This is a genomic window from Nocardia neocaledoniensis (assembly GCF_003182135.1).
GTDB lineage: Bacteria > Actinomycetota > Actinomycetes > Mycobacteriales > Mycobacteriaceae > Nocardia > Nocardia neocaledoniensis.
Window position 1 is genome coordinate 260,421 of record NZ_QGTL01000007.1, and the last position, 26,383, is coordinate 286,803.

Consider the following 26,383-nt stretch of genomic DNA (forward strand, 5'->3'; position numbering starts at 1 on the left):
GGTCGCGGATGACGTCACCGCGGGCGGCGTGATCGAGGTCGAATTCACCGATGCCGAGGGCGTCGCACATGCGGTGGTCGACAAGCTGCCAATCTTCCCGTCGGCCCCACATGAGCTGCGTTCCGCCGCGAAGTATCCGATTCCGTGCCACATCGAGGTCGATCTCGTCGACCACCTCGAGAACGGCCGTTGCGAAGTAGACCTGCGCTGGTCGGAGTCGACGACCGGTCGGGTCCGCTTTGTTGTGCGCGCCGTCGATATCGAGCCATGACCCGCGATCAGCAGTAGTAGCAGATCTTGTTGGCCGGGAGTTCTACGTGGCAGTTGAGGCAGACGGGCTTGCGGACCGGTTCCGGCTTGGGGACGGTGACGCGGGGGGAGGAGGCGGAGGTGCGCTTGGGCTTGGTGGCGGCTTCCGCGGCTTCGGCGGTGGCCAGAGCCTGGGTGGTCTGCTGGCGCAGGGCCGCGACCTTGGGGGTGAGGGTGGGCAGGCCGCCGTCGGCGGGGAGGTCGGTGGCGTAGTGCTGATAGCACTGCCAGCGGGCGGCCGCGGCGTGCATCTCGAGGTCGTCGGGGATGGGCAGGCCCGCGAGTTCGAGGATGTAGCGGTAGCCGGTGCCGACGGTCTGGTTCTTGCGCACGCACAGCGCGCTCAGCGGCGGCTCGTTGTTCTTGTGACAGTACTCGGCGACCCGGTCGAGCACGACGGGCAGCCAGTGCTGCCACTTGACCTGCGTGCGGATCCCGGATTCCTCCTGGACCAGCTCGGCCAGCTCGGTGTTGACGATGAAGTTGTTGAACCGGGTCGCGGTCTCGGCGAGCACCTCGTGTGCCGCGCGAGTCCACGCCGACCTGGCCTCGGTGAACGTCACGGCGCTGCCGTCGGCCGCGCGCCAAGTGGTCGGAATGGAACCCTGCTGCACATCGATCACCGGAATACGTTATCTATTCAGGTTTTTCACGGTGCACCGGGGGGTATGTGCCAGAGCTCACGCCTCAGTGGTCGCCGGAGTCGTCGCGGTGCTGCTTGCCGAGGCGCCAGAGGAATTCCGGATCGTCGTCGGGGCCGAGGATGGGTCTGCGGCCGGGGCCGGAATGCGGGCGGGGCTTCTCGGGGCCGAACGCCTTCCAGCACAGCACCGCTACGGCCACGATCGCGATGAGTGCCAACAGGTACGTCACGTCGCTCACCTCCTGCTATCGAGGGTAGCCGTGTCCGCGCCGTGTGCACATGAGCAACGGAAGGGAAATTTCCGGCGAACGCGAGCCCATGCGGACTCGCGTCGGCCGGAGGGAGTCAGCGGGGCGCTGCCTCGGTGGTGAGCGATTTGAGCAACTGCAGAACCTCGGACTCACGGAATCGGCGATGTCCGCCCGGCGTGCGCAGCGAACCGAGCCTGCCCGCATGGGCCCACCGAGTGACGGTCTTCGGGTCTACATGGAACATTGCGGCCACTTGGCCTGGTGTCAGCAGAGTGTCCTGGCCGCCGACGGTGATCGCAGTCATAGCTAACCTCTCCCGTTCTCGACAGTTCCCTCATCAGATGGCGTCATCGTCGCACTGCGACCCCCACCTAGTCGAACCACCTACTGTTGGTAAAGGGGAAGTAATAGACAAAAGCCGCGAACAGGGCCTCATCAGTCCAGCTGTGCTGGGGTTAGGCTGTTCTGGTGAGTGAAGCAACTGGTCAGCAAGGTTCTGGCGCGGGGAAGCGGCTGGTCCGCAATCTGGCCCTCTACACGCTGGCCCGGCTCGGGCTCGTCGTGCTGATCGCCGCGGCCATCATGGGTGTGGCGTACCTCATCGGGGTCGAGGTGCCGATCATCGTAGCGGCGCTGTTCGCGTTGCTTGTCGCGATGCCGCTGTCGCTGACCCTGTTCAAGAAGCTGCGCACGCGCGTCAACGAGGACATCGCGATCGTCGACGCCCGCCGCAGGCAGGACAAGGCGCAGCTGCGGGCCCGGCTGCGGGGTGACGACGAGGCGTGAAGTACCTCGACCGCAGCGCGCCGCGGGACTGGGTCGACAACGCCGTGCGGCTGATCGACGCCGACTCCCAGCGCTCCGCCGACACCCACCTGCTGCGCTACCCCCTGCCCGCCGACTGGCCGGTGCAGCTGTACCTCAAGGACGAGTCGACCCACATCACCGGCAGCCTCAAGCACCGGCTGGCGCGGTCGCTGTTCCTGTACGCGATCTGCAACGGCTGGGTCACCGAGGGTACGACGGTGGTGGAGGCGTCGTCGGGGTCGACGGCGGTGAGCGAGGCGTACTTCGCCAAGCTGCTCGGCCTGGATTTCGTCGCGGTGATGCCGGCGAGTACCTCGCCGCAGAAGGTCGCGCTGATCGAAGCCCAGGGTGGCCGTTGTCATTTCGTCGAGCGCGCGCCGGAGATGTACACCGAGGCCAAGCGCCTGGCCGCCGAGTCCGGCGGGCACTTCATGGACCAGTTCACCCACGCCGAGCGGGCCACGGACTGGCGTGGCAACAACAACATCGCCGAGTCGATCTTCCAGCAGCTGGCGCTGGAGACCCATCCCGTCCCGGAGTGGATCGTGGTCGGTGCAGGCACCGGCGGCACCAGTGCCACGATCGGCCGCTACATCCGCTACCGCAGGCACGCGACCAGGCTGGCCGTCGTCGACCCCGAGCATTCGGCGTTCTTCGGCGGCTACGAGACCGGTGACGCGGGCTACGAGACGGGCATGCCGTCGCGGATCGAGGGCATCGGCAGGCCCCGGGTCGAGCCGTCGTTCGTGGGCCAGGTGGTCGACCGGATGATCGTGGTGCCGGACGCGGCATCGGTGGCGACCGCGCGCCACGCCAGCGCCGTCCTGGGCAGGCGCGTCGGCGGGTCGACCGGCACGAACCTGTGGGGCGCGTTCCATCTGGTGTCGGAGTTGCTGCGGGAGGGCCGCAGCGGCAGCATCGTCACCCTGCTGTGCGACGGTGGGGATCGCTACGCGGGCACCTATTTCGACGACGCCTGGGTCGAGGGCCAGCAGCTGGATCTCACCGGTCCCACCGCCGTCCTCACCGAATTCGCGGCGACGGGTCGCTGGAACGGCTGATCCGCGCGCCGAAACCTGACCGGCGGTGTCAGGTTTCGATGTGAGGATCGGTCTTCATGACGACCCGCTACTACACCGCGAGCAGCCTCGACGGCTACATCGCCGACGCCGACAATTCACTCGACTGGCTGATGGCCGTGGCCGACGCCGACACCGCGACGAGCGACATCGACGACTTCCTGCGTGAGGTCGGCGCGCTGTGTCTCGGCGCGACCACCTACGAATGGATGGCGGCCAACAATCCGCCGGAGGACTGGCGCGAGAACTACGGCGACCGGCCCGCCTGGGTGTTCACCCATCGTGTGCTGCCCGAGATCCCCGGCGCGAACGTGCGTTTCGTGCAGGGCGAGGTGGGCCCGGTACACGAGCAGATGATCGCGGCGGCGGAAGGTCGCGACATCTGGATCGTCGGCGGCGGTGAGCTGGCGGGCCAGTTCGCCGACGCGGGCTTGCTGGACGAGGTGATCGTCGGCGTCACGCCGGTGACGCTCGGCGGCGGCGCGCCGCTGCTGCCGCGCCGGATTCTCTCCGACCGTCTGCGACTGGTGGACGTGGCCAAGCTGGGTCAGTTCGCCAAGCTGGTCTATCACCTGAGCTGAGATCGTCAATTTTTCTTGACACGGCTCATGTCGTCAATCAAAATTGACGACATGACCGATGCAACGACACTCGCCTCGGCGGCGGGCAATCCCGATCCGGCGGTCGGCCTGCGGGCCGTCCTCGCGCTGCGCAGGCTGGCCGACCGGCTCGAAGCCATCCAGGTCGCCAATGCCAGGGCCAACGGTTGGTCCTGGCAGGCGATCGCGGAGGCGCTCGAGGTGAGCAAGCAGGCGGTCCATCAGAAACACAACCGGAAAGGTGGGACCCGCTGATGTTCGAGAGGTTCGGGCAGCATGCCCGCACGGCCGTGGTGCTGGCGCAGGAAGAGGCCAGGGAGCTCGGCGCGAAGCGGATCGGGCCGGAGCACCTGCTGATCAGTCTCGTCGGCAATGCCGATCCCGGCCTGGCCGCCGTGCTGAGTGCGCGTGGCATCACCGCCGCACAGGTGCGCGCCGGCGTCGCTGAACGCGCGCAGGCGGACCCGCTCGGGATCGACGACGCCGAGGCTTTGCGCTCGGTCGGCATCGACCTCGCCGCAGTGCAGGCCAGCGTCGCCGAGAATTTCGGCGCCGACGCGTGGGACAACGCCGAACCCGAACCGAAGCGTGGCGTGTTCGGCAGGCTGCTCGGCGGCAACTGGGGACACATCCCCTTCACGACCGCCGCCAAGAAGTCGCTGGAGCTCTCCCTGCGTGAGGCGGTGCATCGCAAGGACCGCGAGATCCGCGCGGCCCACCTCCTGCTCGGCGTGCTGCGGGCCGACGAAGCGGGCTCGGCCGCACTGCTCGGCGGGCGCGCTGCGGTGACCGCGCTGCGCGCCGACATCGACGGGATGCTCGACCGCGCGGCGTGAATTCTTGCCGCCGGTGTGTGTCAGACCCGGTGTGATGTCCGAATTCCGGCCTAGCATGGCTGTATGCAGCTAGCCATTCGATTGGTCATCAACGCCATTGCCATCTGGGCAGCGGCCGCGTGGATCGACAAGATCGACATCCTGACCCCGGCGGACTCGGGCAACTGGGGCAAGGCCCTGGTGATCCTGATCGTCGCGGCGGTGTTCACCGCGGTGAACGCCGTCATCAAGCCGATCGTGAAGCTCCTGTCCCTCCCGTTCGTGATCCTCACGCTCGGCCTGTTCCTGCTGATCGTGAACGCGGGCATGCTCTGGCTGACCGCGAAGATCACCGAACTGTCCGACTACGGCCTGCGTGTCGACGGTTTCTGGGCGGCCCTGTGGGGTGGCGTGATCATCTCGCTGGTCAACTGGGTCCTCGGCATCATCGTCCCGGACGGCGACGACTAGCCGAACCCGACGGCCAGCGCGCTGAGCACCGACCACGCCAGCATCGCCAGGCCGCAATCACGCAGGGCGGGAATCAGTTCCAACCCGCCCTTGCCCGTGCGCACGGGGGCGTTGGCCCGGATCGCGAGCGGTAGCGCGAGCAGTCCGGCCAACGCCAACGGCGTGCGCGCGATCAGCGCGAGACTGATCACGAACGGCACCGCGAGCAGCACCAGGTGCAGGGTCCGGGTGCGCGCGTCGCCGAGTTTCACCGCGAGCGTGACCTTCCCGGCCTCGGTGTCGGTCGGGATGTCGCGCAGATTGTTGGCGACCAGCACGGCGCTGGAGAACGATCCGATGGCGATCGCCAGCAGCAGCCCGACCCAGTCGACGCGCAGCGCCTGCACGTACTGGGTGCCGAGCACCGCGATGAGCCCGAAGAACACGAAGACCGCGATCTCACCGAAACCGCTGTAGCCGTAGGGCTTGCTGCCGCCGGTGTAGAACCACGCGCCTGCCAGGCACAGGGCGCCGATCAGGACCAGCCACCAGGCCGTCGTCACGGCGAGCACCAGCCCGGCGACCGCGCCGACCGCCAGGCTGAGCACGGCGGCGGTGCGGACGGCGGTGGGGGAGGCCAGCTTCGACCCGACCAGGCGCAGCGGCCCGACGCGCACGTCGTCGGTCCCGCGGATGCCGTCGGAGTAGTCGTTGGCGTAGTTCACCCCGACGATCAGCGCCAGCGAAACCAGCAGCGCCAGCGCCGCTTTCCACCAGACGGCGCCATCGATGGACGCGGCCGCGCCGGTGCCTGCGATGACCGGCGCGATCGCGTTGGGCAGCGTCCGCGGCCGGGCGCCCTCGATCCATTCCGCAGCTGTAGCCATGGATCGAAGCCTAGCCCCGGCGTCAGGAACCGGCTGCCTCGGCGATGGTCTTGAGCCGGGCCAGGCCCTTGTCGAAGTCCTTGCCGATCATGTTGTCGATCGGGAACACCTTGCCGAGCACGCCCATCAGGCCCGAGTGGGTGCCGGTCATCGTCCAGGTCACCTCGGTGCCCGCGCCGCTCGGGACGAGGGTGAAGGTGACGAAGTTGGTGGCCTTGAACGGCTTCTCGAAGGCCAGCTCGATGCCGATCTCGCGCTCGGCGTCGGCCTTGATCTCCATCGCGCCCGCGCCCGCCTTGCGGTTGCCGCGCCAGGTGTAGCGGGCACCGACGCCGGATTCGGGCCCGGTGTAGGTGCGCGCGAGCTGCGGGTCGGCGTCCTCCCATGGCGACCACAGACGCCACTGGCGGAAGTTGTCGATGAAACCGTGGATGCGTGCGGGTTCGGCGGCAATGGTCGTGCGCCGGGTCACCTCGAAGTCGCCCATGCGCGACAGCCTAAGCCGCCGGGGCGACAAGTTCGTGGCGACGACGGCGGTGTCGCGGCGACGGGTGTGCCGCGGGCGAGGTGCGCGTGCTGAGACAGCGCCCGCGCGCCGCCCTCGCCTACGATGTCTTTCGGCATGTCTGCACCTCATTCGGGCCCCGACGGGTCCTCGTCCGCCGGACCGGCGACCGCCTCCCGCGTCGTCGTCGGGCTGCTCGGCGTGATCGCGATCCGGCGCGACGACACCCTCGTCGCGTTGCCCGGCGCCCGGGCCAGATCGCTGCTCGCCGCGCTCGCGATCCGGCCCGGCCGCGCACGTAGCGCCCAGGCCCTCGTCGACGACATCTGGGGCGAGCAGCCGCCGCGCGCCCCGATGAACGCCCTGCACACCCAGGTCTCCCGGTTGCGCGCCCTGCTGCCCGACGGTGCGCTGGAGATCGGTCCCGCCGGCTACCGGCTCACGCTGCCCGCCGACGCGGTCGACCTCACCGCCGCCGCCGACCTGGCCCGCCGCGCCGACGAGCACCTGATGATGGGCGACGCCGCCGCGAGCCTCGCCGCGGTCACCGCGGCCCGTGCGCTGTGGCGCGGCGAGCCCGGCGCCGACCTGCCCGATTCGGACCAGGCCGATGACCTGCGCGCCGCCGCCCTCCACGTGCTCGGCGACCTGGACCGTATCGAGGTGGCTACCCGTATCGCCCAGGGTTACCCGGCCGCCGCGATCCCCGTCGCCCGCGCGGCCGCCGCCGCGAACCTCCTCGACGAGGGCGCCCACACCACGCTGGTCCGCGTCCTCGCGCTCGCCGACCGCACCACCGAGGCACTCGAGGTCTTCGCCGCCTTTCGCCTGCGACTCATCGAGGAACTCGGCGCCGAGCCCGGCCCCACCCTGGTCGCCCTGAACGCGGCGATCCTGCGCGGCGAGCCCATCACCCCGTCGGGTTCCCGCCGCACGCCCAGCCCACGCACCGCGAGTCCCGCCGCCCCCGGCCCCCGAGCCGCGAGCAGCGCCACGCCCGGCTCGACGGCACTCCGCGGCCCGGGCTCCGACAGTCATCCGGCCGATGTCCCGACCCGACCGCCCGGCACCGAGGCACAGATCCCCGGCGAACCCCTCGACTCGGCAGTCCCGGAAACGGCCGCGGCTGATCATCCGCGCCGACCGGGCCACGCGCCCGCTGCGCCCGACGCCGCCGTGCCCGGCGCCCCGACGCTGCGGGGTCACGCTCCCGTGGCGTCTGACGCCGCCGTGCCCGGTGCCCCGACGCTGCGGGGTCACGCTTCCGTTGCGTCTGACGCCGCCGTGCCCGGTGCCCCGGCGCTGCGGGGTCACGCTTCCGTGGCGTCTGACGCCGCCGTGCCCGGCGCCCCGACGCTGCCCGGAACTTCGTTCGCAAGAGGTGACCGCGAAGAGGACTGCTCGCCGAATTCCTCTGCACCGGAGAGTGATTCCACTCTCATAGCCGCCGATGATGCTCGTCCGGTAGCCCCGCCGGATGGCCGAGAAGAGCCGCGCCGACCGGACTCCTCTGCGGATCCCGCGCCCATGGCCGCCGATGATGCTCGCTCGGCAGCTGACCCGCGATGGGCAGCCTCGTCGGATGGTTGGTCCACGCGAGCACCGGACATCACGCACCCGGCGTCGAATCCCGCCGTCGGCGAGGAATCACGCGGCGCCGGCCGCCCGGTCCCTGCGCTCGGCCTCCGCGCCGCACCGAACGAATTGCTCGGACGCGCAGACGATCTGGACGCCATCGCGGCGCTGACCCGACGTTCCCGGGTGACCACCGTGCTCGGTCCCGGCGGTACGGGCAAGACCAGGGTGGCCAACGCGGTCGGTGAAAGGCTCACGGGGACAGTGCCGGTGGTGCTGGTCGAACTGGCTTCGGTGCAGCCCGAGTCGGCTGGGGCGAACGCGCGCGTCGACATCGAGGCCGCGGTCGGGCACGTCATCGGCCTCGGTGAGGTGATTCGCGAGCCCGGCGGTTTCCGGCCCGGCATCCAGCTCGACGCGCGCCGACGGTTGCGGGAAGCGCTCGCCGCGCGCCCGACCCTGTTGATCCTGGACAACTGCGAGCACGTGATCGAGGCCGCGGCCGAAGTGGTGGCCGATCTGGTGGGCGCGTGCGCGCAGCTCACCGTGCTCACCACCAGTCGCTCGCCGCTGGCCATCACGGCCGAATCCGTCTACCCGCTGGCCCCGTTGACGATCGACACCGCCGGTTCGCCCGCGACCGACCTGTTCTCGGCGCGGGCCCGCGCCGTGCGGCCGGACGTGCGGCTCGACCCCGAGGTCGTGGCCCGCCTGTGCCGCACGCTGGACGGGCTGCCGTTGGCGATCGAGCTCGCCGCGGCGCGGGTGCGCACCATGAGCGTGGCCGAGATCGAGACCCGGCTCGAACACCGGTTCGCCCTCCTGCGCGGCGGCGATCGCACCGCCCCGCAGCGGCATCGCACGCTGCACGCGGTGATCGCTTGGAGCTGGAACCTGCTCGACCCCGACCAGCGGATCGTGCTCCGCAGACTGTCGATGTTCCCCGCCGGTTTCACGCTGTCGGCCGCGGAAGCCGTCGCGGCGGGACCTGATGTCGCCGCAGCCATCGACGGCCTCGTCGGGCAGTCGCTGCTGACCACCCTCGACGACCCGGACGGCGCCGGGATCCGGTATCGCATGCTCGAGACGGTGCGCGAGTTCGGCGCCGAACAGCTCGCCGCGGCCGACACCGAGTCGGCAGGAGCGGAGACGGCGCTGGTCATCGACCGGATGGCCGGTTGGGCGCGGGAATTCGCGCTGGCCGCCGTCCGCGAACACCGCACGGGCGAGCAGGTGCCCATGGTGCTCGCGGTGACTGCCGAGCTCGACAATCTGGTCGCCATCCTGCGCACGGCAACCGCGCGGGCCGACGCGGAGACGGTGTACACGGTGTTCCCGCTGGCCGCGACGTTGTGGGTGATGCGCGGCTCGCATCTCGAATTCATCGGCTGGGCCGTTCGTCTGGTGGCGATCCCGCCCCCGCTGCCGACCTCGGGGGAGGCCGCCGACCTGCAGATGGTCGCGCACATGCTGACCTGTCTGCATCTGATGTTCCATCATGGCAGTGACATCCGTCCGGTCGCGGTGGCGCGGATACGGGCTCGGCGATTGCTCGCGCATCCGGGACTGGACCCCGGGCTGCGCCTGCTCGGCGAGCTGATCTCCGTGCGTATCAACGGCTTCCGTATCGGCAGGCTGCTCGCCGACGGTGTCAGGTCGCCCGCACGGTCGGCCAGGATCGCGGCGTTGGTGGCGCGCGCCAACTTCTGGGAGAACGCGGGCAATGTGCAAGGCTCCACCCGTGATTCGCTGCGCGCCCTCGACGATCTCGGCGCCGAGGACGTCTGGGGCATCTCGATGGTGTGCCAGCATCTGGCGCAGTTGTGTGGCCAGTCCGCCCGCTACGCCGAGGCGGTGACCTACTACCGCAGGGCGCTGGCGCAGATGACGATGCTGCGGGTGCACGACGAGATCCTGGAGAGCCGCTGCTTCCTGATCGTCGCGCTCATCGGCAGCGGTCAGCGCGACCGGGCGAGGGCGGAACTGGACTTCGTCCTCCGCTCCGACGCGGGCGTGCGCCAGGTCGACGACCCGACCATCCGCCGCAACCACCGGCTCTCGACCGTCGCGACCGCGGTGGCCGAACTGGAACTCGCCGACGGCGACATCGACGCCGGGCTGCGGCACTACCGCCGCGCGCTGGACCTGCTCGGCTGGCCGGACTACGAACTCAGCCCCGGGCCCGGCGCGATGATGGTCTCGGCCGCCGCGGTGAGCGCGCACGTGTTGCACGGCCGGGCCGCCGACGCGGCGGACCTGATGGCCCAGATCGCCGAGACGACCGAGCAGCGCTTGTCGCAATACCTCGATCTCCCGCAGATCGGCGCGGTCGCCTGCGCCGTCGGCTCCTATCTGCTGGCCACCGAGCCGCGGCGGCCGGAGGGCCACGAATTGCTCACGCTGGCGGCGTCTTCGGTCGCGCGCCAGGACTATCCGTCGATGGAACTGGCCCGCCACATCGCCCTGCACGGGCACCGAAACGACCCGGCCGCCGCGCGCACACGACGGCTCGACGCCGGCGTCCGCATCGTCGAGATCGTAAACAGCCTGCGCTGACACGACGACGGCGGCCGATCCGCTCGGATCGGCCGCCGCTGCCGGGGAATTCAGGCCCTGCGCATGTAGGCCCGCACGGTGAGCGGCGCGAACACCGCGATCACCACCAGCGCACCGACCAGCGACCAGACCAGGTCGCTGCTGTAGATGTTGGCGTTCATCAGGTCCCGGCAGGTGTTGACCATGTAGTACACCGGGTTGGCGTGGTTGATCGCCTGCATCCAGCCCGGCATCGTGCTCACCGGGGCGAACGCGCCGGACATGAAGGTCAGCGGGAACATCACCATCATCGAGATGCCCTGGACCGAGGCCGCGCTCTTGCCGGTGACGCCGACCAGCGCCCACACCCAGCTGATCGCGAACGAGCACACCACCACGACCAGGCAGGCCACGACCACACCGGCGAAGCCGCCGCCGGGCCGGTACCCGAGGCACAGGCCGACGATGATCGTCAGGGTGGAGGCGATGCCGTAGCGGACCATGTCGGCGAGCAACGCGCCCGCCAGCGCCGAAACCCGGGCGATGGGCAGCGATTTGAAGCGGTCGAACACGCCCTTGTCCATGTCCTCGCGCAGCTGGGTACCGGTGACCACCGAGGTGAGCACCACCGTCTGCACGAGAATGCCGGGAATCAGCACGGGCAGATAGTCCGCGACACTGCCCGAGATCGCGCCGCCGAAGATGTAGGTGAACAGCGCGGTGAACAGGATCGGCTGCACCGTCACGTCGAAGAGCTGCTCGGGATTGTGTTTGATCTTGAGCAGGCCGCGATAGGCCATGGTGAACGAGGTGGAGATCGTCTCGCGCGGGCCCACCCGGTCGCTGACCTGGGCGAGGTCGTCGGTGGGCGCGGGAGCGGTGAGGACTGCGGTCATGCCGCGCTCCGTTCGGTGTCGTCGGAATCGGCCGGATGGCCGGTGATGGTGAGGAAGACCTCGTCGAGGGTCGGCTTGGACACGGTGATCTCCTCGACGCCGATCTCCCAGTCGCGCAGGCGGATCAGCAGCTCGGCGGTGAGGTTCGGATCGGGCAGCGCCGCGGTGAGTCTGCCCGCCTCCGGGCTGATCTGGGCGGCGACGCCGAGGAAGTCGCCGACGATGCGGCGGGCCTCGTCGAGCTGGTCGCGGTCGAGCAGCGTCAGGTGCACCGAGGAGCCACCGATGGAGGCCTTGAGCTGGTCGGCGGTGCCGTCGGCGATCACCCGGCCGTGGTCGATCACGGCGATCCGGTCGGCCAGCTGATCGGCCTCGTCGAGGTACTGGGTGGTGAGCAGCACGGTCGCGCCCTCGGTCACCAATCTGCGGATGGTGTCCCACATCTGGGCTCGCGTGCGCGGGTCGAGACCGGTGGTCGGTTCGTCGAGGAACAGCAGGGGCGGGGTCGAGATGAGGCTGGCCGCGAGATCCAGGCGCCTGCGCATGCCGCCGGAGAAGTTCTTCAGCGGCTTGTTCGCCGCCTCGGCGAGATCGAACTCCTCGAGCAGTTCGACGGCCTTGCGGCGGGCGGCGGGCCTGCTCAGGCCGAGCAGCCGGCCGAAGATGATCAGGTTCTCGGTGGCGGTCAGCATCTCGTCGACCGAGGCGTACTGCCCGGTGACGCCGATCAGCGAGCGCACCGCGTTGGGCCGCTCGACCACGTCGTTGCCGAAGATCCGCGCGCTGCCGCCGTCGGGACGCAGCAGCGTCGCGAGCATCTTGATGGTCGTCGTCTTGCCCGCGCCGTTCGGTCCGAGCACCCCGTAGACCGAGCCGCGCGGCACCGCCAGGCTCACCCCGTCCACGGCGCGCTGCTTGCCGAACACCTTGACCAGATCGTTCGCCTCGACGGCGAGCGCTGAAGTGGGTGTGTAAGTCATGCGACCTACGGTGCCCGGACCGCCTTGCACGGCCCTTGCGTCACGATGGCGCCGGCCACGCAAGGCCGCGCAAGATCAATGACGCGAGTTCGCCAGCAGGTGATGGCGCAGGGCCGCCCGGTCGGGTTTGCCCGGTCCGCGCAGCGGGATCTCGCTCAGCACCGCGAGCTCACGCGGCGCGGCGATCGAGTCGAGCTCGGCCACCACGTGGGCGCGGATCTCCTCGAGCGTCGGCTCGGCCCCCGGCACCGGCACGATCGCCACCGCCACCCGCTGACCCAGCCGCTCGTCGGGCAGACCGAGCACGACACACTCGCTGATCCCGGGATGCGTGGCCAGCACGGCCTCGACGACCTGCGGAATCACCAGCAGCCCGCCGGTCATGATCGCCTCGTCGAGGCGCCCGGTGATCGAGAGCACCCCGTTCTCGTAGGTGCCCGCGTCCTCGGTACGGAACCACCCCGGCTCGGCGAACGCCGGATGATCGGGCAGATTGCGGTAGCCGCGGGCGATCATCGCCCCGCCGAGCAGCACCCGCCCGTCCTCGATGCGGACCTGGGTGCCGTCCAGGGGCACGCCCTCGTAGACGCATCCGCCACAGGTCTCGCTCATGCCGTAGGTGCGCACCACGGTGATGCCCGCCTCGCGCGCGCGTTCGAGCACCGGTGTCGGCGTCGCCGCGCCGCCGACGAGCACGCCGTCGAGTTCGGCCAGCGCCTTCGCCGCGATCGGCGAATCCAGCGACTTGATCAGCTGGGTCGGTACCAGCGCGGTGTAGCGGCGTGGACCGCGCATGGCCGCGACCGCACCGGCCAGCGCCTCGGGCAGGAACCCGCCCGACACGTCGAGCACGGTCGGCTCGGTGCCGGCGAGAATGCTGCGCAGCAGCACCTGGATGCCCGCGATGTGGTGGGTCGGCAGCGCCAGCAGCCAGCTGCCCGGCCCGCCGAGCCGGTCGTGGGTGGCGTTGCCGCTGGCCCGCAGGGCCTCCGCGCCGAGCAGCGCGCCCTTCGGGATGCCGGTGGTACCGGAGGTCGTCACGACCAGGGCCACGTCGTCGTCGATCGGGTCGCCGGGCTTGAGCGCGTCGGAGAGTCTGCGCGCCTCGCGTCGATCCGTGGTCGGGATCGGCAGCCACGCGGGGCCGTTGCCGTCGAGTGCCTGCCGCAGATGGGGAAGTACTTCCCCGACACCGGAACCGGTCGGCATCTGCAGCGTCCGCAGGGTCTTGCTCACCCTGTCACCTCCGGATACAGCTCGCCGCGCGCCCTCACGGCTTCGATCGTGTCATGCGACCGACATGACCCGGCCAACGGGTCGGTTTGCCGGGGAACGGCTCGGAAATGCCAGGCATAGCGACTGCGATTCAGTAGACGGACAGTTCTCGCACTGCGGTCCGGACGACGGCGGTCGGGCGCTTGCTCGCAGCTATCGTGCGCGGCCGGACCGGGATCGGCAACTCGGCTCGACCGCCCCGACGGCCCGCTCACTCCGGCGACCAGCGCTGATCCCGCCGTATCGGATGGTCCTCGGGAACCTGAACCAGCACGATCGGGACACCGTCGGGATCACGCACCCACATCTCCCACAGTCCCCACGGTTCCCGCACCGGCGCGCGCTCGATGGCGATGCCCTTGAGCGCCAACTCCGCGGCCGCGTCGGAGATCTCGCGCACCTGCAGCCAGATGGCGCCGTCGAAGGTGCCCGGCTGCCCGCTGCCGCCGTGCGCGGCGACCTCGATCAGCGACTGCCCGGCGTAGAACACCGTGCCGCCCGGGTACTCCCGCGCGATCGCCAGGCCGAGTCCGTCCCGGTAGAACTCCAGCGTCCGCGCGTAGTCGCTGGGGCGCACGATGATCCGGCTGTTGAGAATCTCCATGGCCGTCCTCAGAAGTACCAGGGATAGGGCGTCCAGTCCGGCTTGCGCTTCTCCAGGAAGGAGTCGCGGCCCTCGACCGCCTCGTCGGTCATGTACGCCATCCGGGTGGTCTCGCCCGCGAACAGCTGCTGGCCGACCAGACCGTCGTCGAGCAGGTTGAACGCGTACTTCAGCATCCGCTGGGCCTGCGGCGACTTGCCGTTGATGTCGGCGGTCCACTCCAGCGCGACGTTCTCCAGCTCGTCATGGTCGACGACCTTGTTCACCGCGCCCATCTGGTGCATCTCCTCGGCCGTGTACGGCCTGCCGAGGAAGAAGATCTCCCGCGCGAACTTCTGCCCGACCATCTTGGCCAGATACGCGCTGCCGTAACCGCCGTCGAAGGAGCCCACGTCGGCGTCGGTCTGCTTGAACCGCGCGTGCTCGCGCGAGGCCAGCGTCAGGTCGCAGACCACGTGCAGGCTGTGCCCGCCGCCCGCGGCCCAGCCGTTGACCAGCGCGATGACGACCTTGGGCATGAACCGGATCAGCCGCTGGACCTCGAGGATGTGCAGCCGGCCCGCGCGCGCCGCGTCGACGGTGTCGGCGGTCTCGCCGCTGGCGTACTGATAGCCGTTGCGGCCGCGAATGCGCTGGTCACCGCCGGAGCAGAAGGCCCAGCCGCCGTCCTTGGGGCTCGGCCCGTTGCCGGTGAGCAGCACCGCGCCGACATCCGAGGACATCCGCGCGTGATCGAGCGCGCGATAGAGCTCGTCGACGGTGTGCGGGCGGAACGCGTTGCGCACCTCGGGCCGGTCGAACGCCACCCGCACCGTGCCCTGCTCGATATGCCGGTGGTAGGTGATGTCGGTCAGGTCCTCGAACCCGGGGACGGGCCGCCACAGCTTCGGATCGAAAGTCACGACCACGATATTGCCCTATGCCTCTCGAGTCCGGTACGAGGTCGTGACCCCGCAGGTCGAGCGGTCGCCGCGTATCCGAGTGACCCGATGCGTATAGTTGCGCGTGCTCGTTCAACGAACCGATCCGGAGGAACCTGAAAGTGGTTGCAGCGCTGTCTGAATCCCTGCTCGACGACACCAAGCGTGCGGCTTTCCTTGCCGACGCCGTCGAGGTTCTCGACGCCGAGGTCTCGGACAAAGGTGGTGCGTCCGGCCTGGCCGTGAAGGGTGGCTACGCGGCGGTCAAGAAGATCAGCCCGACCATCGTCCCCGACGCCCTCGCCTCGCTGGCCCCGAAGCTGCTCGATCAGCTCCAGCCGTACTGGGCCGAGTTCACCACCTCCGGCACCGGCACCTTCGCCGACCTGCTGACCGCCAAGTCCGACGAGGTCGCCGAGTCGCTGCTGGCCGTCACCGACGCCCGCGCCGAGTCGTCGAGCCGTCCGGCCCTGCAGAAGGTGTACTCGTCCATGCGTGGCTCGGCCAAGAAGCATGTCGTCGAGGCCCTGCCGCGAGTGGCCGATCTGGTGCAGAAGCACGCGGGCTGAGCCCTTGGCGGGGTGGCCCCCGCCGCGATCGTCCGAAAGGCCGGTGCGAGTCCGCACCGGCCTTTCGCATGCCCGGAGTGACCACACTCACGTCGCGGGCCGCGAGGCGGACGAGGCCACACTCTTTCCCGGTCGGCGGTAAATTCCGGCGGCGCGGATGTGAGGCACGGCACCCCCTTCGTGAACAACAGGAAAAGCGTGGGTTGCCACCTATTCCTCCTGTCCTTTGCGATCTCGCGAACGATTGGCTACCGCCATACCGGATCGGTTACGTTGCCCTCGAGCGAATTCGGGGATCGCAATTCTATTGTTGCGAATTGCGGATTCCGCTCGGTACGGATGCACATGACCGCATTGCGCAGGTCGAAAAGGAAGTCAGGGTTTCTCATGATCTCTCGCAAGACCATCGCCACCGCCGGTGCCACCGCGGCCGCCGCCGCGCTCTTCTTCGGCCCGGCCGCCGTCGCCAACGCCGAGGGCTCTGCCAGCGGCTCCGCTGAGCTCGCCGAGCTGTCGAGCGGCTCGGCCGACGTGCTGAGCGGTTCGTCCGCCGGTTCGAGCGTGCTGGAGTCGGGCAGCTCCGCCGTCGACAGCGCCACCTCCGCCGTGCTCAACATCATCGAGTCGATCACCGGCATCCAGGGGCTCGCCGCGCCCGCCGAGTGAGCTGCTGACCTGCCCCCTTCGGGGCCGGCCCCGGAATCCGGCGGTGGACTCGTTTCCGCCGCCGGATTTCTGTTCTCTTGAATTCTTTTTGCATTCCCATGAATGACGTCGGAGTGATTTCCAGCTACCCGCTGGAAATCTGTTTCGCGCTGTCCGTGTCCGCGCTCGGCCCCGGCGCCGTCCGCGACGGTGACGGAGACAACCCGGGCCGGGGGCAGACGAGGGTGCGCCGGTCTGACAGTCTGGGATTGTGAATCCGTCAACTGCGCAGGCACGAGTGGTCGTCGACGAGCTCGTGCGCGGCGGGGTCAGCGAAGTGGTGCTGTGTCCCGGATCGCGCAACGCCCCACTGGCCTTCGCGCTGCAGGCGGCGGATGCGGCCGGGCGACTGCGGCTGCACATGCGCATCGACGAGCGCACCGCGGGCTTCCTCGCCGTCGGGCTCGCGGTGTCGTCCGGGCGGCCGGTGCCGGTCGTGATGACCTCGGGGACCGCCGTGGCCAACCTCGGGCCCGCCGTGCTGGAAGCCAACTACGCGCGCGTTCCGCTGATCGTCGTCAGCGCGAACCGGCCCTACGAGATGCTGGGCACCGGCGCCAACCAGACCGTCGAACAGCTCGGCCTGTTCGGCAGCCAGGTACGCGCCACCATCAGCCTCGGGCTCGCGGAAACCGAGGTGGGGGAGTCGGCGTATCCGCGACAGAACAGCGTCTGGCGTTCGTCGGTGTGCCGCGTGCTCGCCGCCGCGCGCGGAACCCGGTCCGGCAACGCGGGTCCGGTGCAGTTCGACATCCCGCTGCGCGAGCCGCTGGTGCCCGAGTTGTCGGACGACCCGCTGCCTGCGGGCCGGGCCGGTGACCAGCCGTGGACGGCCACCCAGTACGCCACCCTCGACGTGCCGCTCGACATCGACCTGACGCCCGACACCGTGGTGATCTCCGGGCACGGTGCCCGGCTGTTGCCCGAGCTCGCCGCGCTGCCGACCGTCGCGGAACCGACCGCGCCGATGCACGGCCCCGCGCTGCATCCGCTCGCGCTGTCGCTGCTGAAGCCGAAGCAGGCGATCATCACCGGGCGGCCGACGCTGCACCGGCAGGTCTCCCGGGTCCTCGCCGATCCCGAGGTCACCGTGTTCGCGCTCACCACCGGTCCGCGCTGGCCCGACGTGTCCGGCAATGTCGTCGGCACCGGCACGCGCGCGGTGACCACCGGCGCGCCCGATCCGGCCTGGCTGGCCCGCTGCGCCGACCTGAATCGGCAGGCCGACTCGGTGGTGCGCGCCGAGCTCGCGGCACACCCGAAGGCGACCGGCCTGCACGTGGCCGCCGTCGTGATGGACGCGCTGCGCGAGGGCGATCAGCTGCTGCTCGGCGCCTCGAATCCGGTCCGTGACGCCGCGCTGGTCTCGCATCCACGGCCCGGCGTGCGGGTGCTGTCCAATCGCGGCGTCGCCGGCATCGACGGCACCGTCTCCGGTGCTGTCGGCGCCGCGCTGGCCCACCCCGGCCGCACCATCGCGCTGATGGGTGACCTCACCTTCTTGCACGACGCGTCCGGCCTGCTGATCGGTCGCGGCGAACCGCGCCCCGACAACCTCACCATCGTCGTCGCGAACGACGACGGCGGCGGCATCTTCGAGCTGCTCGAACAGGGCGATCCGCAGTACGCGGGCGTCTTCGAGCGCGTCTTCGGCACCCCGCACGGCATGGACCTGGCCGCCCTGTGCGCGGCCTACCGCATCCCGCATCAGCAGGTCGACCCGGGTGAACTGGCCTTCGAGCTCGCCGCAGACGCGCACGGCCTGCGGGTGCTCGAGGTCGCCACCGAGCGGTCCAGCCTGCGTGAGCTGCACGCGACGGTGCGGGCCAAGATCGCGGGGTAGGCCCTACTCCTCCTCGGTCTCGACGAACTCGTCGTCGAGTGGGACCGGGATGGCCTGCTCGAGCAGGTCGGCGGGGTCGGCCTCACGGTCGACGGAGGTCAGGTCGTCGCGGTAGTCGGCGGCATCGGAGAAGGCCGGGTCGTCGGGATCGTCGGCGAGGAAGGCCGACTGCTCCTGCTCGATCCGATCGGCCTCGGGGACCTCGTCCAGCGGTCGGGCGGACTCGTAGTCGATCATCGGTGCTCCTCGGTCGTCGCCTCGCGTGGTCACTGATCGTTACGCCTTCCAGATTGCGCCGAACACGGCTTCTCGGCAACCGATGAGTTCGGCGCGGGCGCGTCGTCTGTACGAGTACGGCAGCCCGATCTCGCTGAGGAGCGTCCATGGAACCGCAGTTCGACTTCGCCCCCGCCGCCCGCACCCTGACCGGGGTGCTCGCCGGCATCGCCGATGACCAGCTCGCCGGGCCGACACCGTGCGGCGACACCACCGTCGGTGGCCTGCTCGCGCACGTCGTCGGGCTCACCGAGGCGTTTCGGCAGGCCGCGACCAAGGAGTCCGTCGGCCGCTCCGCGCAGCCGAACCTCGACGACGACCTCGACCCGGACTGGCGGACCTTGATCCCGCGACAGCTCGACGCGCTGACGGCGGCCTGGCGCAGCGCCGACGCGTGGGACGGCGACACCGAGGCGGGTGGCGTCGAGATGCCCGCCGCCGTGATGGCCGTCGTGGCGCTCGACGAGGTCACCATCCATGCCTGGGATCTCGCGGTCGCCACCGGGCAGGACGTCGCCGTTGATGTCGGCTACCTGCCGATCCTGCGTGAATTCCTGCGCGATACCGATCCTGAAGGAACGCCCGGCCTGTTCGGGCCGGTGGTGAGCGTGCCTGCCGACGCTCCCGAATTCGACCAGATCCTCGGCCGTACCGGGCGTGATCCCGGGTGGCGACCCACGGTCGGTGCCGACCGGCGGGTCTGATCTGTAGCCTGTCGCCCGACGCTTGTCGTCCGACGCCGACGGACGAGCCCGTCACCGGACGCCGTCGAGAGACCCGCCGGCTCAGCGGACGAACGCGCCGCCGAGGGTCGCCAGGGTGGCGGCCCTCGCCGACTGGTCGGCGGCCGCCTCGTCGATCGGGTCGCCGGAGGCGAGTAATCGGTAGTACAGCGGCGCGGAGACCGCGGACAGGACGGCCCGTGGCTCGGTGCCGGGTGGCGCTTCGCCCCGCGCGACGGCGTCCTCGACACAGGGCGCCCATTCGGTGAGGCGGGTGTCGTAGAAGCGGTGCAGCGCCGTCGCGGTGACCTCGTCGGTGGTCGCCGCCGCGATGACGGCGCGGAAGAGCCTCCCCTGCCTGGGATCGGCGAGGGTCTTCGCCACCAGGCGCGCGTTGGCGGTCAAGTCGTCGAGCAGGCTGCCGGTCTCGACCCGGGGCAGCGACTGTTCGGCCATGTCGACGAGCAGATCGGCCACGAGCCACGCCGGGTTCCGCCACCGGCGGTAGACCGTGGTCTTGCCGACGCCGGCGGTGGCGGCCACCGTGGCCAGGTCGAGCTGCGCGAAACCGTGCTCGGCGAGCAGATCGCCCGCCACCTGCAGTACCGACTCGCGGACGCGGGCGGTGCGCCCACCTGGGCGAACAGAGCCCGGCCAGGCGATGTCGTGGTCCATAATGGAACTCCTGTTTCATTTAGCGCGAATCGGGTGTACTGTCGCTCTTGTTAACGGAACTATAGACCCTTTAGGAGTTCTCATGGAGTACCGGCGACTCGGCGCATCGGGTCTGCACGTCCCCGCGCTCGGTTTCGGCGCGGGCACCTTCGGCGGCCGCGGCGCCCTGTTCAGTGCCTGGGGCGATACCGACGCGGCACAGGCCAGGCGCCTGGTCGACATCAGTCTGGAGGCGGGCGTCACGCTGTTCGACACGGCGGACGTGTACTCCGACGGCGCTTCGGAAGAGGTGCTCGGCGCGGCGATCAAGGGCAGGCGCGAACAGGTTCTGCTGTCGACCAAGTCGGCGCTGCCCACCGGACCGGGCCCGCACGAGGCCGGTGCCGGCCGGGCCCGGCTGATCCGCGCGGTCGACGCGTCGCTGCGGCGGCTGGGCACCGACTATCTCGACCTGTTCCAATTGCACGCCTTCGACGCGGGCACCCCGCTGGTCGAAACCCTCACGGCGCTGCACGATCTCGTGCGCGCGGGCAAGATCCGCTACCTCGGTGTCTCCAACTTCGCCGGCTGGGAGCTGATGAAGACGCTGGCCACGGCCGAAGAACTAGGGCTGGAACGGCCGGTCGCCCACCAGGTCTACTACTCGCTCGTGGGGCGCGACTACGAGTGGGAACTGATGCCGCTCGGCACCGATCAGGGCGTCGGCGCGGTGGTCTGGAGCCCGCTCGGCTGGGGCAGGCTCACCGGCAAAGTCCGTCGCGGCCAACCCCTTCCGGCGGGCAGCCGACTGCACGAGACCGCCCAGGCCGGGCCGCCGGTCGACGACGAACGCCTCTACGACATCGTCGACGTGCTCGACCGGATCGCCGCCGAGACCGGGCGCAGCGTCCCGCAGATCGCCCTCAACTGGCTGCTCACCCGGCCCACCGTCGCGTCCGTGCTGATCGGTGCCCGCAACGAGGAACAGTTGCGGCAGAACCTCGGAGCCATCGGCTGGCAGCTCGACGCCGAGCATCGCGCCGCCCTCGACGCGGCGAGCGCGACGACCCCGCCGTACCCGTACTACCCGTACCACCGGCTGCCCGACTTCACCCGCTTGAACCCGCCCGCGGTCCGGGCGGCCTGACTCAGTACACGTCGCGCACGTACCGCTTCTCGGCGACGAGCTGCTTCTTGAAGGCCAGGGCGCCGGCCTCGTCCAGCTTCCCGTGGATCTGGGCGATCCGGAGCAGGGTGTCGTCCACGTCCTTCGCCATGCGCGCCGCGTCGCCGCAGACGTAGAAGTGTGCACCGTCGCGCAGCCAGGCCCACAACTCGGCGCCGTGTTCGATCATCCTGTGCTGCACGTAGATCCGCTCGCGTTGGTCACGGGAGAAGGCGAGGTCGAGGCGGGTGAGGAAGCCCGAGCGGAACATGTCCTCCAGCTCGGCGCGGTAGTAGAAGTTCTGGGCGGCGTGCTGGTCGCCGAAGAACAGCCAGTTGCGTCCGGTCGCGCCGACGGCCCGGCGTTCCTGCAGGAAACCACGGAAGGGAGCGATACCCGTGCCTGGGCCGACCATGATCATCGGTGTGTTCGGGTCGAGTGGTGGGCGGAAATGCGGCGCGCGCTGCAGGAAGATCGGCACCTCGGTACCCGCCCGGTCGGCCAGGAAGGTCGAGCACACGCCGCCGCGGCGGGCGGTGTCGCCGCTCGGCTCGCCGTAGCGGACCACGCCGACGGTCAGCTGCACCTCATCGGGGTCGGTCAGCGGGCTGGAGGAGATCGAATACTGGCGCGGCTGCAGCTTTTTCAAGGTGCCGAGCCAGTCGACCAGATCGGTGCGCACCGGGAAGTCACGCAGCACGTCGACGACCTGTCGATCCCAGAGGTAGCCGGCGAGTTCATTGCGGTTGTCGCGGCGCAGCAGCTTCGCCAGCTGCGGATGGGGATTGCGTTCGGCGATGAAACCGAGCAGATCCTGGCTGACCTTGGTGATGTCGTAGTGCGTGCGCAGTGCCTCGGCCAGGGGCAGGTCGCGGTCGTCGAGCTCGACCACACGACGGCCGTCCAAGCCGGTCGCGGCGAGCCATTCCTCGACGAGACCGGGGCAGTTCTCGGGCAGGATGCCGAGCGAGTCGCCCACCTCGTAGCTCGCTTCGAGATCGCGCAGGTCGAAACCGAAGCGGCGCACCTCTTTCGGCGAGCCCGGAGCGCTCAGGACGTCGTTGCGCACGAGCGTCGCCCGGACCGGGGCTTGCCGGGTGAACGGCATCGGAGTGCCACGCTGGACGCGGCCGGGCGAGGAGGCGGGGACACGTTGCAGCGTGGTCGCGCCTCCCCGGGCTGTCGCCTGGCTCGGGGAGCCGCTCGGCCACCGTGCCGCGGGGGCGGTCACACCCCCACGCGCTGACCCCGAGCTCGGTGAGCCGGTCGGCCACGATGTGCGCGCCGCGGGCGCGGCGTGCGGCCCGCCCGGGGCGGATGACCCCGCGGATCCCGGGCCTGTCGTCAGCGGGGCGGACGACGGGTGGGCCGACGAGGTCCATGCTCCGCCGTTCGGTCCGCCCGCCGTCGGCGAAAGGTCGTCGCTCGGCGCCGAACCGGTCGGCTGGGTCGGCGCACCGGCGGGCGCTGTCCCCTCACGACCGGGCCCCGGCTCGCACAGCACGGTCAGGACATCGTCGAGCCACTGGTCGGCGGCATCGGCGAAGTCTGGTTCGCAGTCGACGCGGGGGAGCATGCGCTGCGCGCCGTGCTCGGCGAACAAGCGGTCGAGGGTGCGGCCGTGGCCGCAGAAGTCGTCATAGGACGAGTCGCCGAGCGCGAAGACCGCGTAGCGGACGGCAGGGAAACGGGTGGCGCTGTCGGCCAGGCGGGTGGCGAAGTCGGCACCGTTGTCGGGTGGTCCGCCGTCGCCGAAGGTGCTGGTGACGAGGAGGACGTCGCCGGTGAGGGTGGACAGGTCGCAGGAGTCCATGTCCAGCAGGGACGGGAGAAAGCCGGCGTCGGTCAGCCGGGCGGCGACGGTGGCCGCGAGCTCCTCGGCATTGCCGGTCTGGGAAGCCCACAGAACCGTCACCGGTGGCGTGGGTGCGGCTGCACCGGTCGCGGGTTCGGCGACGGATCCGGTGGAGCGCGAATACATTCCGGCCAGCAGCCCGTCGACCCACAGGCGGGTCTGGGCGGACAGCGGTGCGGTGGTGGGCAGTACCGGCTGCCCGGTCACCGGCAGCGATTGCAGTGCGGCGAGATAGCCGCCCAGGTAGATGCGTTCGGATTCGGCGAGCGTCGGGGAGGCGGGCGCGTCCAGACCGAGGATCCCGGCCAACGGGTGCACTCCCACCGCGACGGGTTGCGCCGGTTCCTGTTCAGGCGTGGGGGCGGGTCCGACGCGGCGCAGCGCCACCGCGCAGGCCTTGAACTCCGGCTGCAGCGAGGCCGGGTCGACGGCGTCGTTGGTCACGGCATTGATGGTCAGATACTCACCCTGTTCGTCGTTCCAGTGGAAAGGAGCGAAGCAATCGCCGGGCCGCACCCGATCGCTGATCTGCACCGGCAGCACGGCCCGGCCACGGCGGGAGGCGATCTCGAGCTGATCGCCCTGGCGCAGGTCCAGACGTCGCGCATCCTCGGGGTGCACCTCGACGAACGGCGCGCCGTTGAGCTTGGTCAGCTTGGCGACCTTGCCGGTCTTGGTCATGGTGTGCCACTGGTGTTGCAGGCGGCCGGTATTGAGCAGGAACGGATAGTCGTCGTCGGGGAGTTCGGCGGCGGGCAGGTGCGGGCGGGCGAAGAACACCGCGCGCCTGCTCGGGGTGGCGAACGCCAGGCGCGGCGTCGTGCCGTCGGCGTCGACGTGCAGCGGCTGGTGGACGCCGTCGTTGAGGTAGCGGATCGGGTTGCGCGGGGTCGCGCTGTCGCGGCAGGGCCACTGCATCGGGCCTTCGCGCAGCCGGTCGTAGCTCATGCCGCTGAGGTCGTAGCCGGTCGCAGGGTTGGTGAACCGGGTGATCTCGGCGAAAACCTCGGCGCTGGAAGCGAAGTCGAAGCCGGGGAAGCCCATGGCCGTGGCGACCTGGGCGATCAGCAGCCAGTCCGGTCGCGCGTCGCCGACCGGATCGACCGACTGCCGCAGCAGGGTGACGTTGCGCTCCGAGTTCACCATCACCGCGTCGGACTCGGCCCACAGCGTCGCGGGCAGCAGCAGATCGGCGTAGGCGTTGGTGGCCGTCTCGCCGTAGGCGTCCTGCACGACGACGAGTTCGGCTGCCTCCAGGCCCGCGATCACCGTCTTGCGATTGGCCACGGTGGCAACGGGGTTGGTGCAGATGATCCACGCGGCCTTGATCGCGCCCTCGGCGAGACCACGGAACATCTCGATGGTGCCCGGCCCCGACTCGGTGCGCAGGGTGTCGGCCGGCAGACCCCATGCGGTTTCGACGAAGGAGCGGTCGGCGGGGGAGAGGAGGCTGCGCTGACCGGGCAGGCCGGGGCCCATGTAGCCCATCTCACGGCCGCCCATCGCGTTGGGCTGGCCGGTCAGCGAGAACGGGCCGCTGCCGGGGCGGCAGATCGCGCCCGTCGCCAGGTGCAGGTTGATCAGCGCGTTGGTGTTCCAGGTGCCGTGCGTGGACTGGTTGAGACCCATCGTCCACAGCGACATCCACTCGCCGGCCTCGGCGATCATCCGCGCCGCGGTGCGGATGTCGGCCTCGGCCAGCCCGGTGATCCCGGCGACCCGGTCGGGCGGATAGTCGGCGAGGAACGCGGGCATGGCGTCCCAGCCCTCGGTGTGTTCGGCGATGAAGGCGGGGTCGATCGCGTCCTCGGCGACCAGCAGGTGCAGCAGGCCGTTGAGCAGCGCCAGGTCGGTGCCGGGCGCGATCTGGAGGAACAGGTCGGCGCGGGCCGCGGTCTCGGTGCGCCGCGGGTCGACCACGATCAGCTTGGCGCCGGCCTTGAGCCGCTCGGCCATCCGCAGGTGCAGGATCGGGTGGCAATCGGCCATGTTCGCACCGGAGACGAAGAACAGGTCGGCGTGCTCGAAGTCGTCGTAGGAGCCGGGCGGGCCGTCGGCGCCGAGCGACTGCTTGTAGCCGGTGCCCGCGCTGGCCATGCACAGCCGCGAGTTGGCCTCGATGTGCTTGGTCCGCAGGTAGCCCTTGGCCAGCTTGGTGGCCAGGTACTGGGCCTCGAGCGACATCTGCCCGGAGACGTAGAGGGCGATCGCGTCGGGACCGTGCTCGTCGAGGATCGCGCGCAACCGCGCGGCGGTCTCGTGCACGGCTTCGTCGACCGGCAACGGCACGGGCACCTGTCCGCGTTCGGGCCGGTGGTAGGCGGTGTCCATCCGGCCGGGGGCGGCCATCATCTCCGCGTGGGTGGCGCCCTTGGTGCACAGTCTGCCCGCGTTCGCCGGATGCAGCTTGTCCCCGCTGACCTTCGCGATCAGCCGCGCACCCGACTGATCAGTCTTTGTCTGGACGGTAATGCCGCACCCGACGCCGCAATACGAGCACTGTGTGCGCACAGTGCCTGAGTCGCGGAAGTCGGCTGTCATGCCACCGATCATCCGTACCCGGCGTTGCGCTCGATTTACCGAACGTTATGTCCAGGTGACAATCGACCTCACACACCAGAATTTCCGCGGTGAGGTGAGGTGTGGAATATCGGCCCTGATCAGGGCGCATTCCGCGCAGGGGAACCTGCGGGCGCCGCTGGCGGGGTGACCGTTCTCACCCCGCTCTCCGCAGCGGATTCAGCCCAGTTTGTAGCCGCGGTGCAGCGCGACTACACCGCCGGTCAGGTCGCGCCACTGCACGGAGTCCCAGCCCGCGTCGGCGATCCGCCGGGCCAACCTGCGCTGGTTCGGCCACGCGCGGATCGATTCCGCCAGGTACACGTAGGCGTCGGGGTTGGAGCTCACCGCGCGCGCCACCTTCGGCAGCGCCTTCATGAGGTACTCCATGTAGACGGTGCGGAAGGGCCCGAACACCGGGGTGGAGAACTCGCACACCACCACGCGGCCGCCCGGCTTGGTGACCCGCAGCATCTCCCGCAGTGCCACGTCGATGTCGGCGACATTGCGCAGTCCGAAGGAGATGGTCACCGCGTCGAAGGAGTTGTCGGCGAAGGGCAGGGCCATGGCATCGCCCGCCACCATCGGCAACTGCCGGAACCGGCCCGCCGAGAGCATGCCCTGGGAGAAGTCGGCGGCCACGCACCAGGCGCCGGATTTGCCGAGTTCGACGGTCGAGACCCCGGTCCCCGCGGCCAGGTCGAGGACCCGCTCGCCGGGGCGCAGGGCGAGCGCGCGCCGCGTCGCCCACCGCCAGTACCGATCCTGGCCACCGGAGATGACCGTGTTGGTGAGGTCGTAGCGCTTCGCCACACCGTCGAACATCGACGCGACCTCGTGGGGTTGCTTGTCCAGCGAAGCCCGAATCGGTTCACGCTGCTCTGTTGTCGCCACGATTCGAGCTT

Annotated in this window: 27 protein-coding genes; 13 read left to right on the plus strand and 14 right to left on the minus strand. The window is 70.0% G+C overall.

All coding sequences use genetic code 11. The annotated features are described in order from the left end of the window. Positions 1-28: 28 nt before the first annotated feature. Positions 29-271 (plus strand): hypothetical protein, encoded by a 243-nt coding sequence (locus tag DFR69_RS20585; protein ID WP_146229374.1) that lies wholly within the window; start codon positions 29-31, stop codon positions 269-271. Between the two features lie 7 nt (positions 272-278). On the opposite strand, the gene DFR69_RS20590 is transcribed toward DFR69_RS20585, so the two are convergent. From DFR69_RS20590 to DFR69_RS20600, 3 genes are all read right to left on the minus strand, one after another. Further along, positions 279-932: a hypothetical protein gene (locus DFR69_RS20590; protein ID WP_244198372.1), complete on the minus strand. Its 654-nt coding sequence runs from the start codon at positions 930-932 to the stop codon at positions 279-281. Positions 933-996: 64 nt separating this feature from the next. Next, positions 997-1,182 carry a hypothetical protein gene (locus DFR69_RS20595; RefSeq protein ID WP_110039354.1) on the minus strand — a complete coding sequence of 62 codons (186 nt, stop codon included), beginning with the start codon at positions 1,180-1,182 and terminating at the stop codon, positions 997-999. 115 nt (positions 1,183-1,297) lie between these two features. After that, on the minus strand, positions 1,298-1,507 hold the full coding sequence (locus tag DFR69_RS20600; RefSeq protein ID WP_019049435.1) for a BldC family transcriptional regulator: 210 nt from the start codon (positions 1,505-1,507) through the stop codon (positions 1,298-1,300). 164 nt (positions 1,508-1,671) lie between these two features. Here DFR69_RS20600 and DFR69_RS20605 point away from each other — a divergent pair, with 164 nt between their 5' ends. From DFR69_RS20605 to DFR69_RS20630, 6 genes are all read left to right on the plus strand, one after another. Continuing rightward, entirely contained in the window at positions 1,672-1,989 is a 318-nt protein-coding gene (locus tag DFR69_RS20605; RefSeq protein WP_110039213.1) for a DUF4229 domain-containing protein, read from the plus strand. After that, the gene (cds1, locus tag DFR69_RS20610; protein WP_110039214.1) at positions 1,986-3,071 is read left to right on the plus strand and encodes an L-cysteine desulfhydrase Cds1; all 1,086 of its coding nucleotides are present in this window, start codon (positions 1,986-1,988) and stop codon (positions 3,069-3,071) included. Before DFR69_RS20605 ends, cds1 begins: the two co-directional genes overlap by 4 nt. Positions 3,072-3,127: 56 nt before the next feature. Beyond that, complete coding sequence (locus DFR69_RS20615; RefSeq protein WP_110039215.1) at positions 3,128-3,670, plus strand: dihydrofolate reductase family protein; 543 nt, start codon at positions 3,128-3,130, stop codon at positions 3,668-3,670. Between the two features lie 51 nt (positions 3,671-3,721). Continuing rightward, positions 3,722-3,943, plus strand: a complete 222-nt coding sequence (locus tag DFR69_RS20620) for a helix-turn-helix domain-containing protein (RefSeq protein ID WP_110039216.1) — start codon at positions 3,722-3,724, stop codon at positions 3,941-3,943. Further along, positions 3,943-4,524 (plus strand): Clp protease N-terminal domain-containing protein, encoded by a 582-nt coding sequence (locus tag DFR69_RS20625; protein ID WP_110039217.1) that lies wholly within the window; start codon positions 3,943-3,945, stop codon positions 4,522-4,524. The genes DFR69_RS20620 and DFR69_RS20625 overlap by 1 nt, the downstream gene beginning before the upstream one ends. 63 nt (positions 4,525-4,587) lie before the next feature. Further along, complete coding sequence (locus tag DFR69_RS20630; RefSeq protein WP_110039218.1) at positions 4,588-4,974, plus strand: phage holin family protein; 387 nt, start codon at positions 4,588-4,590, stop codon at positions 4,972-4,974. Here DFR69_RS20630 and DFR69_RS20635 read toward each other — a convergent pair. Continuing rightward, positions 4,971-5,840 carry a 1,4-dihydroxy-2-naphthoate polyprenyltransferase gene (locus DFR69_RS20635; RefSeq protein WP_110039219.1) on the minus strand — a complete coding sequence of 290 codons (870 nt, stop codon included), beginning with the start codon at positions 5,838-5,840 and terminating at the stop codon, positions 4,971-4,973. The genes DFR69_RS20630 and DFR69_RS20635 overlap by 4 nt on opposite strands. Positions 5,841-5,862: 22 nt before the next feature. After that, positions 5,863-6,327, minus strand: a complete 465-nt coding sequence (locus DFR69_RS20640) for an SRPBCC family protein (RefSeq protein WP_110039220.1) — start codon at positions 6,325-6,327, stop codon at positions 5,863-5,865. 135 nt (positions 6,328-6,462) lie between these two features. Here DFR69_RS20640 and DFR69_RS35330 point away from each other — a divergent pair, with 135 nt between their 5' ends. Further along, entirely contained in the window at positions 6,463-10,476 is a 4,014-nt protein-coding gene (locus DFR69_RS35330) for a BTAD domain-containing putative transcriptional regulator (protein WP_244198373.1), read from the plus strand. A gap of 50 nt (positions 10,477-10,526) precedes the next feature. Here DFR69_RS35330 and DFR69_RS20655 read toward each other — a convergent pair whose 3' ends face one another. From DFR69_RS20655 to DFR69_RS20675, 5 genes are all read right to left on the minus strand, one after another. Then, complete coding sequence (locus DFR69_RS20655) at positions 10,527-11,351, minus strand: ABC transporter permease (RefSeq protein WP_110039221.1); 825 nt, start codon at positions 11,349-11,351, stop codon at positions 10,527-10,529. Beyond that, on the minus strand, positions 11,348-12,331 hold the full coding sequence (locus tag DFR69_RS20660) for an ATP-binding cassette domain-containing protein (RefSeq protein ID WP_110039222.1): 984 nt from the start codon (positions 12,329-12,331) through the stop codon (positions 11,348-11,350). The genes DFR69_RS20655 and DFR69_RS20660 overlap by 4 nt, the downstream gene beginning before the upstream one ends. Positions 12,332-12,406: 75 nt before the next feature. Further along, positions 12,407-13,540 carry an o-succinylbenzoate--CoA ligase gene (gene menE, locus DFR69_RS20665; RefSeq protein WP_110039355.1) on the minus strand — a complete coding sequence of 378 codons (1,134 nt, stop codon included), beginning with the start codon at positions 13,538-13,540 and terminating at the stop codon, positions 12,407-12,409. Positions 13,541-13,817: 277 nt separating this feature from the next. Beyond that, positions 13,818-14,210, minus strand: a complete 393-nt coding sequence (locus DFR69_RS20670; protein ID WP_110039223.1) for a VOC family protein — start codon at positions 14,208-14,210, stop codon at positions 13,818-13,820. Positions 14,211-14,218: 8 nt separating this feature from the next. Beyond that, complete coding sequence (locus tag DFR69_RS20675) at positions 14,219-15,112, minus strand: 1,4-dihydroxy-2-naphthoyl-CoA synthase (protein ID WP_110039356.1); 894 nt, start codon at positions 15,110-15,112, stop codon at positions 14,219-14,221. A 140-nt stretch (positions 15,113-15,252) separates the two neighbouring features. On the opposite strand from DFR69_RS20675, the gene DFR69_RS20680 reads away from it, so the two are divergent. The 3 genes from DFR69_RS20680 to menD all read left to right on the plus strand — a co-directional run bounded on the left by DFR69_RS20680 (position 15,253) and on the right by menD (position 18,247). Then, positions 15,253-15,699, plus strand: coding sequence for a DUF6918 family protein (locus DFR69_RS20680; RefSeq protein ID WP_110039224.1), 447 nt, complete (start codon positions 15,253-15,255; stop codon positions 15,697-15,699). A 387-nt stretch (positions 15,700-16,086) separates the two neighbouring features. After that, the gene (locus tag DFR69_RS20685; protein ID WP_110039225.1) at positions 16,087-16,365 is read left to right on the plus strand and encodes a hypothetical protein; all 279 of its coding nucleotides are present in this window, start codon (positions 16,087-16,089) and stop codon (positions 16,363-16,365) included. 250 nt (positions 16,366-16,615) lie between these two features. Then, complete coding sequence (menD, locus tag DFR69_RS20690) at positions 16,616-18,247, plus strand: 2-succinyl-5-enolpyruvyl-6-hydroxy-3-cyclohexene-1-carboxylic-acid synthase (RefSeq protein ID WP_110039226.1); 1,632 nt, start codon at positions 16,616-16,618, stop codon at positions 18,245-18,247. 3 nt (positions 18,248-18,250) lie between these two features. Here menD and DFR69_RS20695 read toward each other — a convergent pair whose 3' ends face one another. Continuing rightward, positions 18,251-18,484, minus strand: coding sequence for a hypothetical protein (locus DFR69_RS20695; protein ID WP_110039227.1), 234 nt, complete (start codon positions 18,482-18,484; stop codon positions 18,251-18,253). Positions 18,485-18,630: 146 nt separating this feature from the next. Between DFR69_RS20695 and DFR69_RS20700 the strand changes: the two genes are divergently transcribed. Further along, positions 18,631-19,227: a TIGR03086 family metal-binding protein gene (locus DFR69_RS20700; RefSeq protein WP_110039228.1), complete on the plus strand. Its 597-nt coding sequence runs from the start codon at positions 18,631-18,633 to the stop codon at positions 19,225-19,227. A gap of 81 nt (positions 19,228-19,308) precedes the next feature. Here DFR69_RS20700 and DFR69_RS20705 read toward each other — a convergent pair whose 3' ends face one another. Beyond that, a complete protein-coding gene (locus DFR69_RS20705) occupies positions 19,309-19,920 on the minus strand; it encodes a TetR/AcrR family transcriptional regulator (RefSeq protein WP_110039229.1) in 612 nt (203 codons plus the stop codon). Between the two features lie 82 nt (positions 19,921-20,002). On the opposite strand from DFR69_RS20705, the gene DFR69_RS20710 reads away from it, so the two are divergent. After that, complete coding sequence (locus DFR69_RS20710; RefSeq protein WP_110039230.1) at positions 20,003-21,046, plus strand: aldo/keto reductase; 1,044 nt, start codon at positions 20,003-20,005, stop codon at positions 21,044-21,046. 1 nt (position 21,047) lies between these two features. Here DFR69_RS20710 and DFR69_RS20715 read toward each other — a convergent pair whose 3' ends face one another. After that, positions 21,048-25,472 (minus strand): bifunctional nitrate reductase/sulfite reductase flavoprotein subunit alpha, encoded by a 4,425-nt coding sequence (locus DFR69_RS20715; RefSeq protein ID WP_110039231.1) that lies wholly within the window; start codon positions 25,470-25,472, stop codon positions 21,048-21,050. 186 nt (positions 25,473-25,658) lie between these two features. Next, complete coding sequence (locus DFR69_RS20720) at positions 25,659-26,372, minus strand: demethylmenaquinone methyltransferase (protein ID WP_110039232.1); 714 nt, start codon at positions 26,370-26,372, stop codon at positions 25,659-25,661. Positions 26,373-26,383 lie beyond the last annotated feature (11 nt).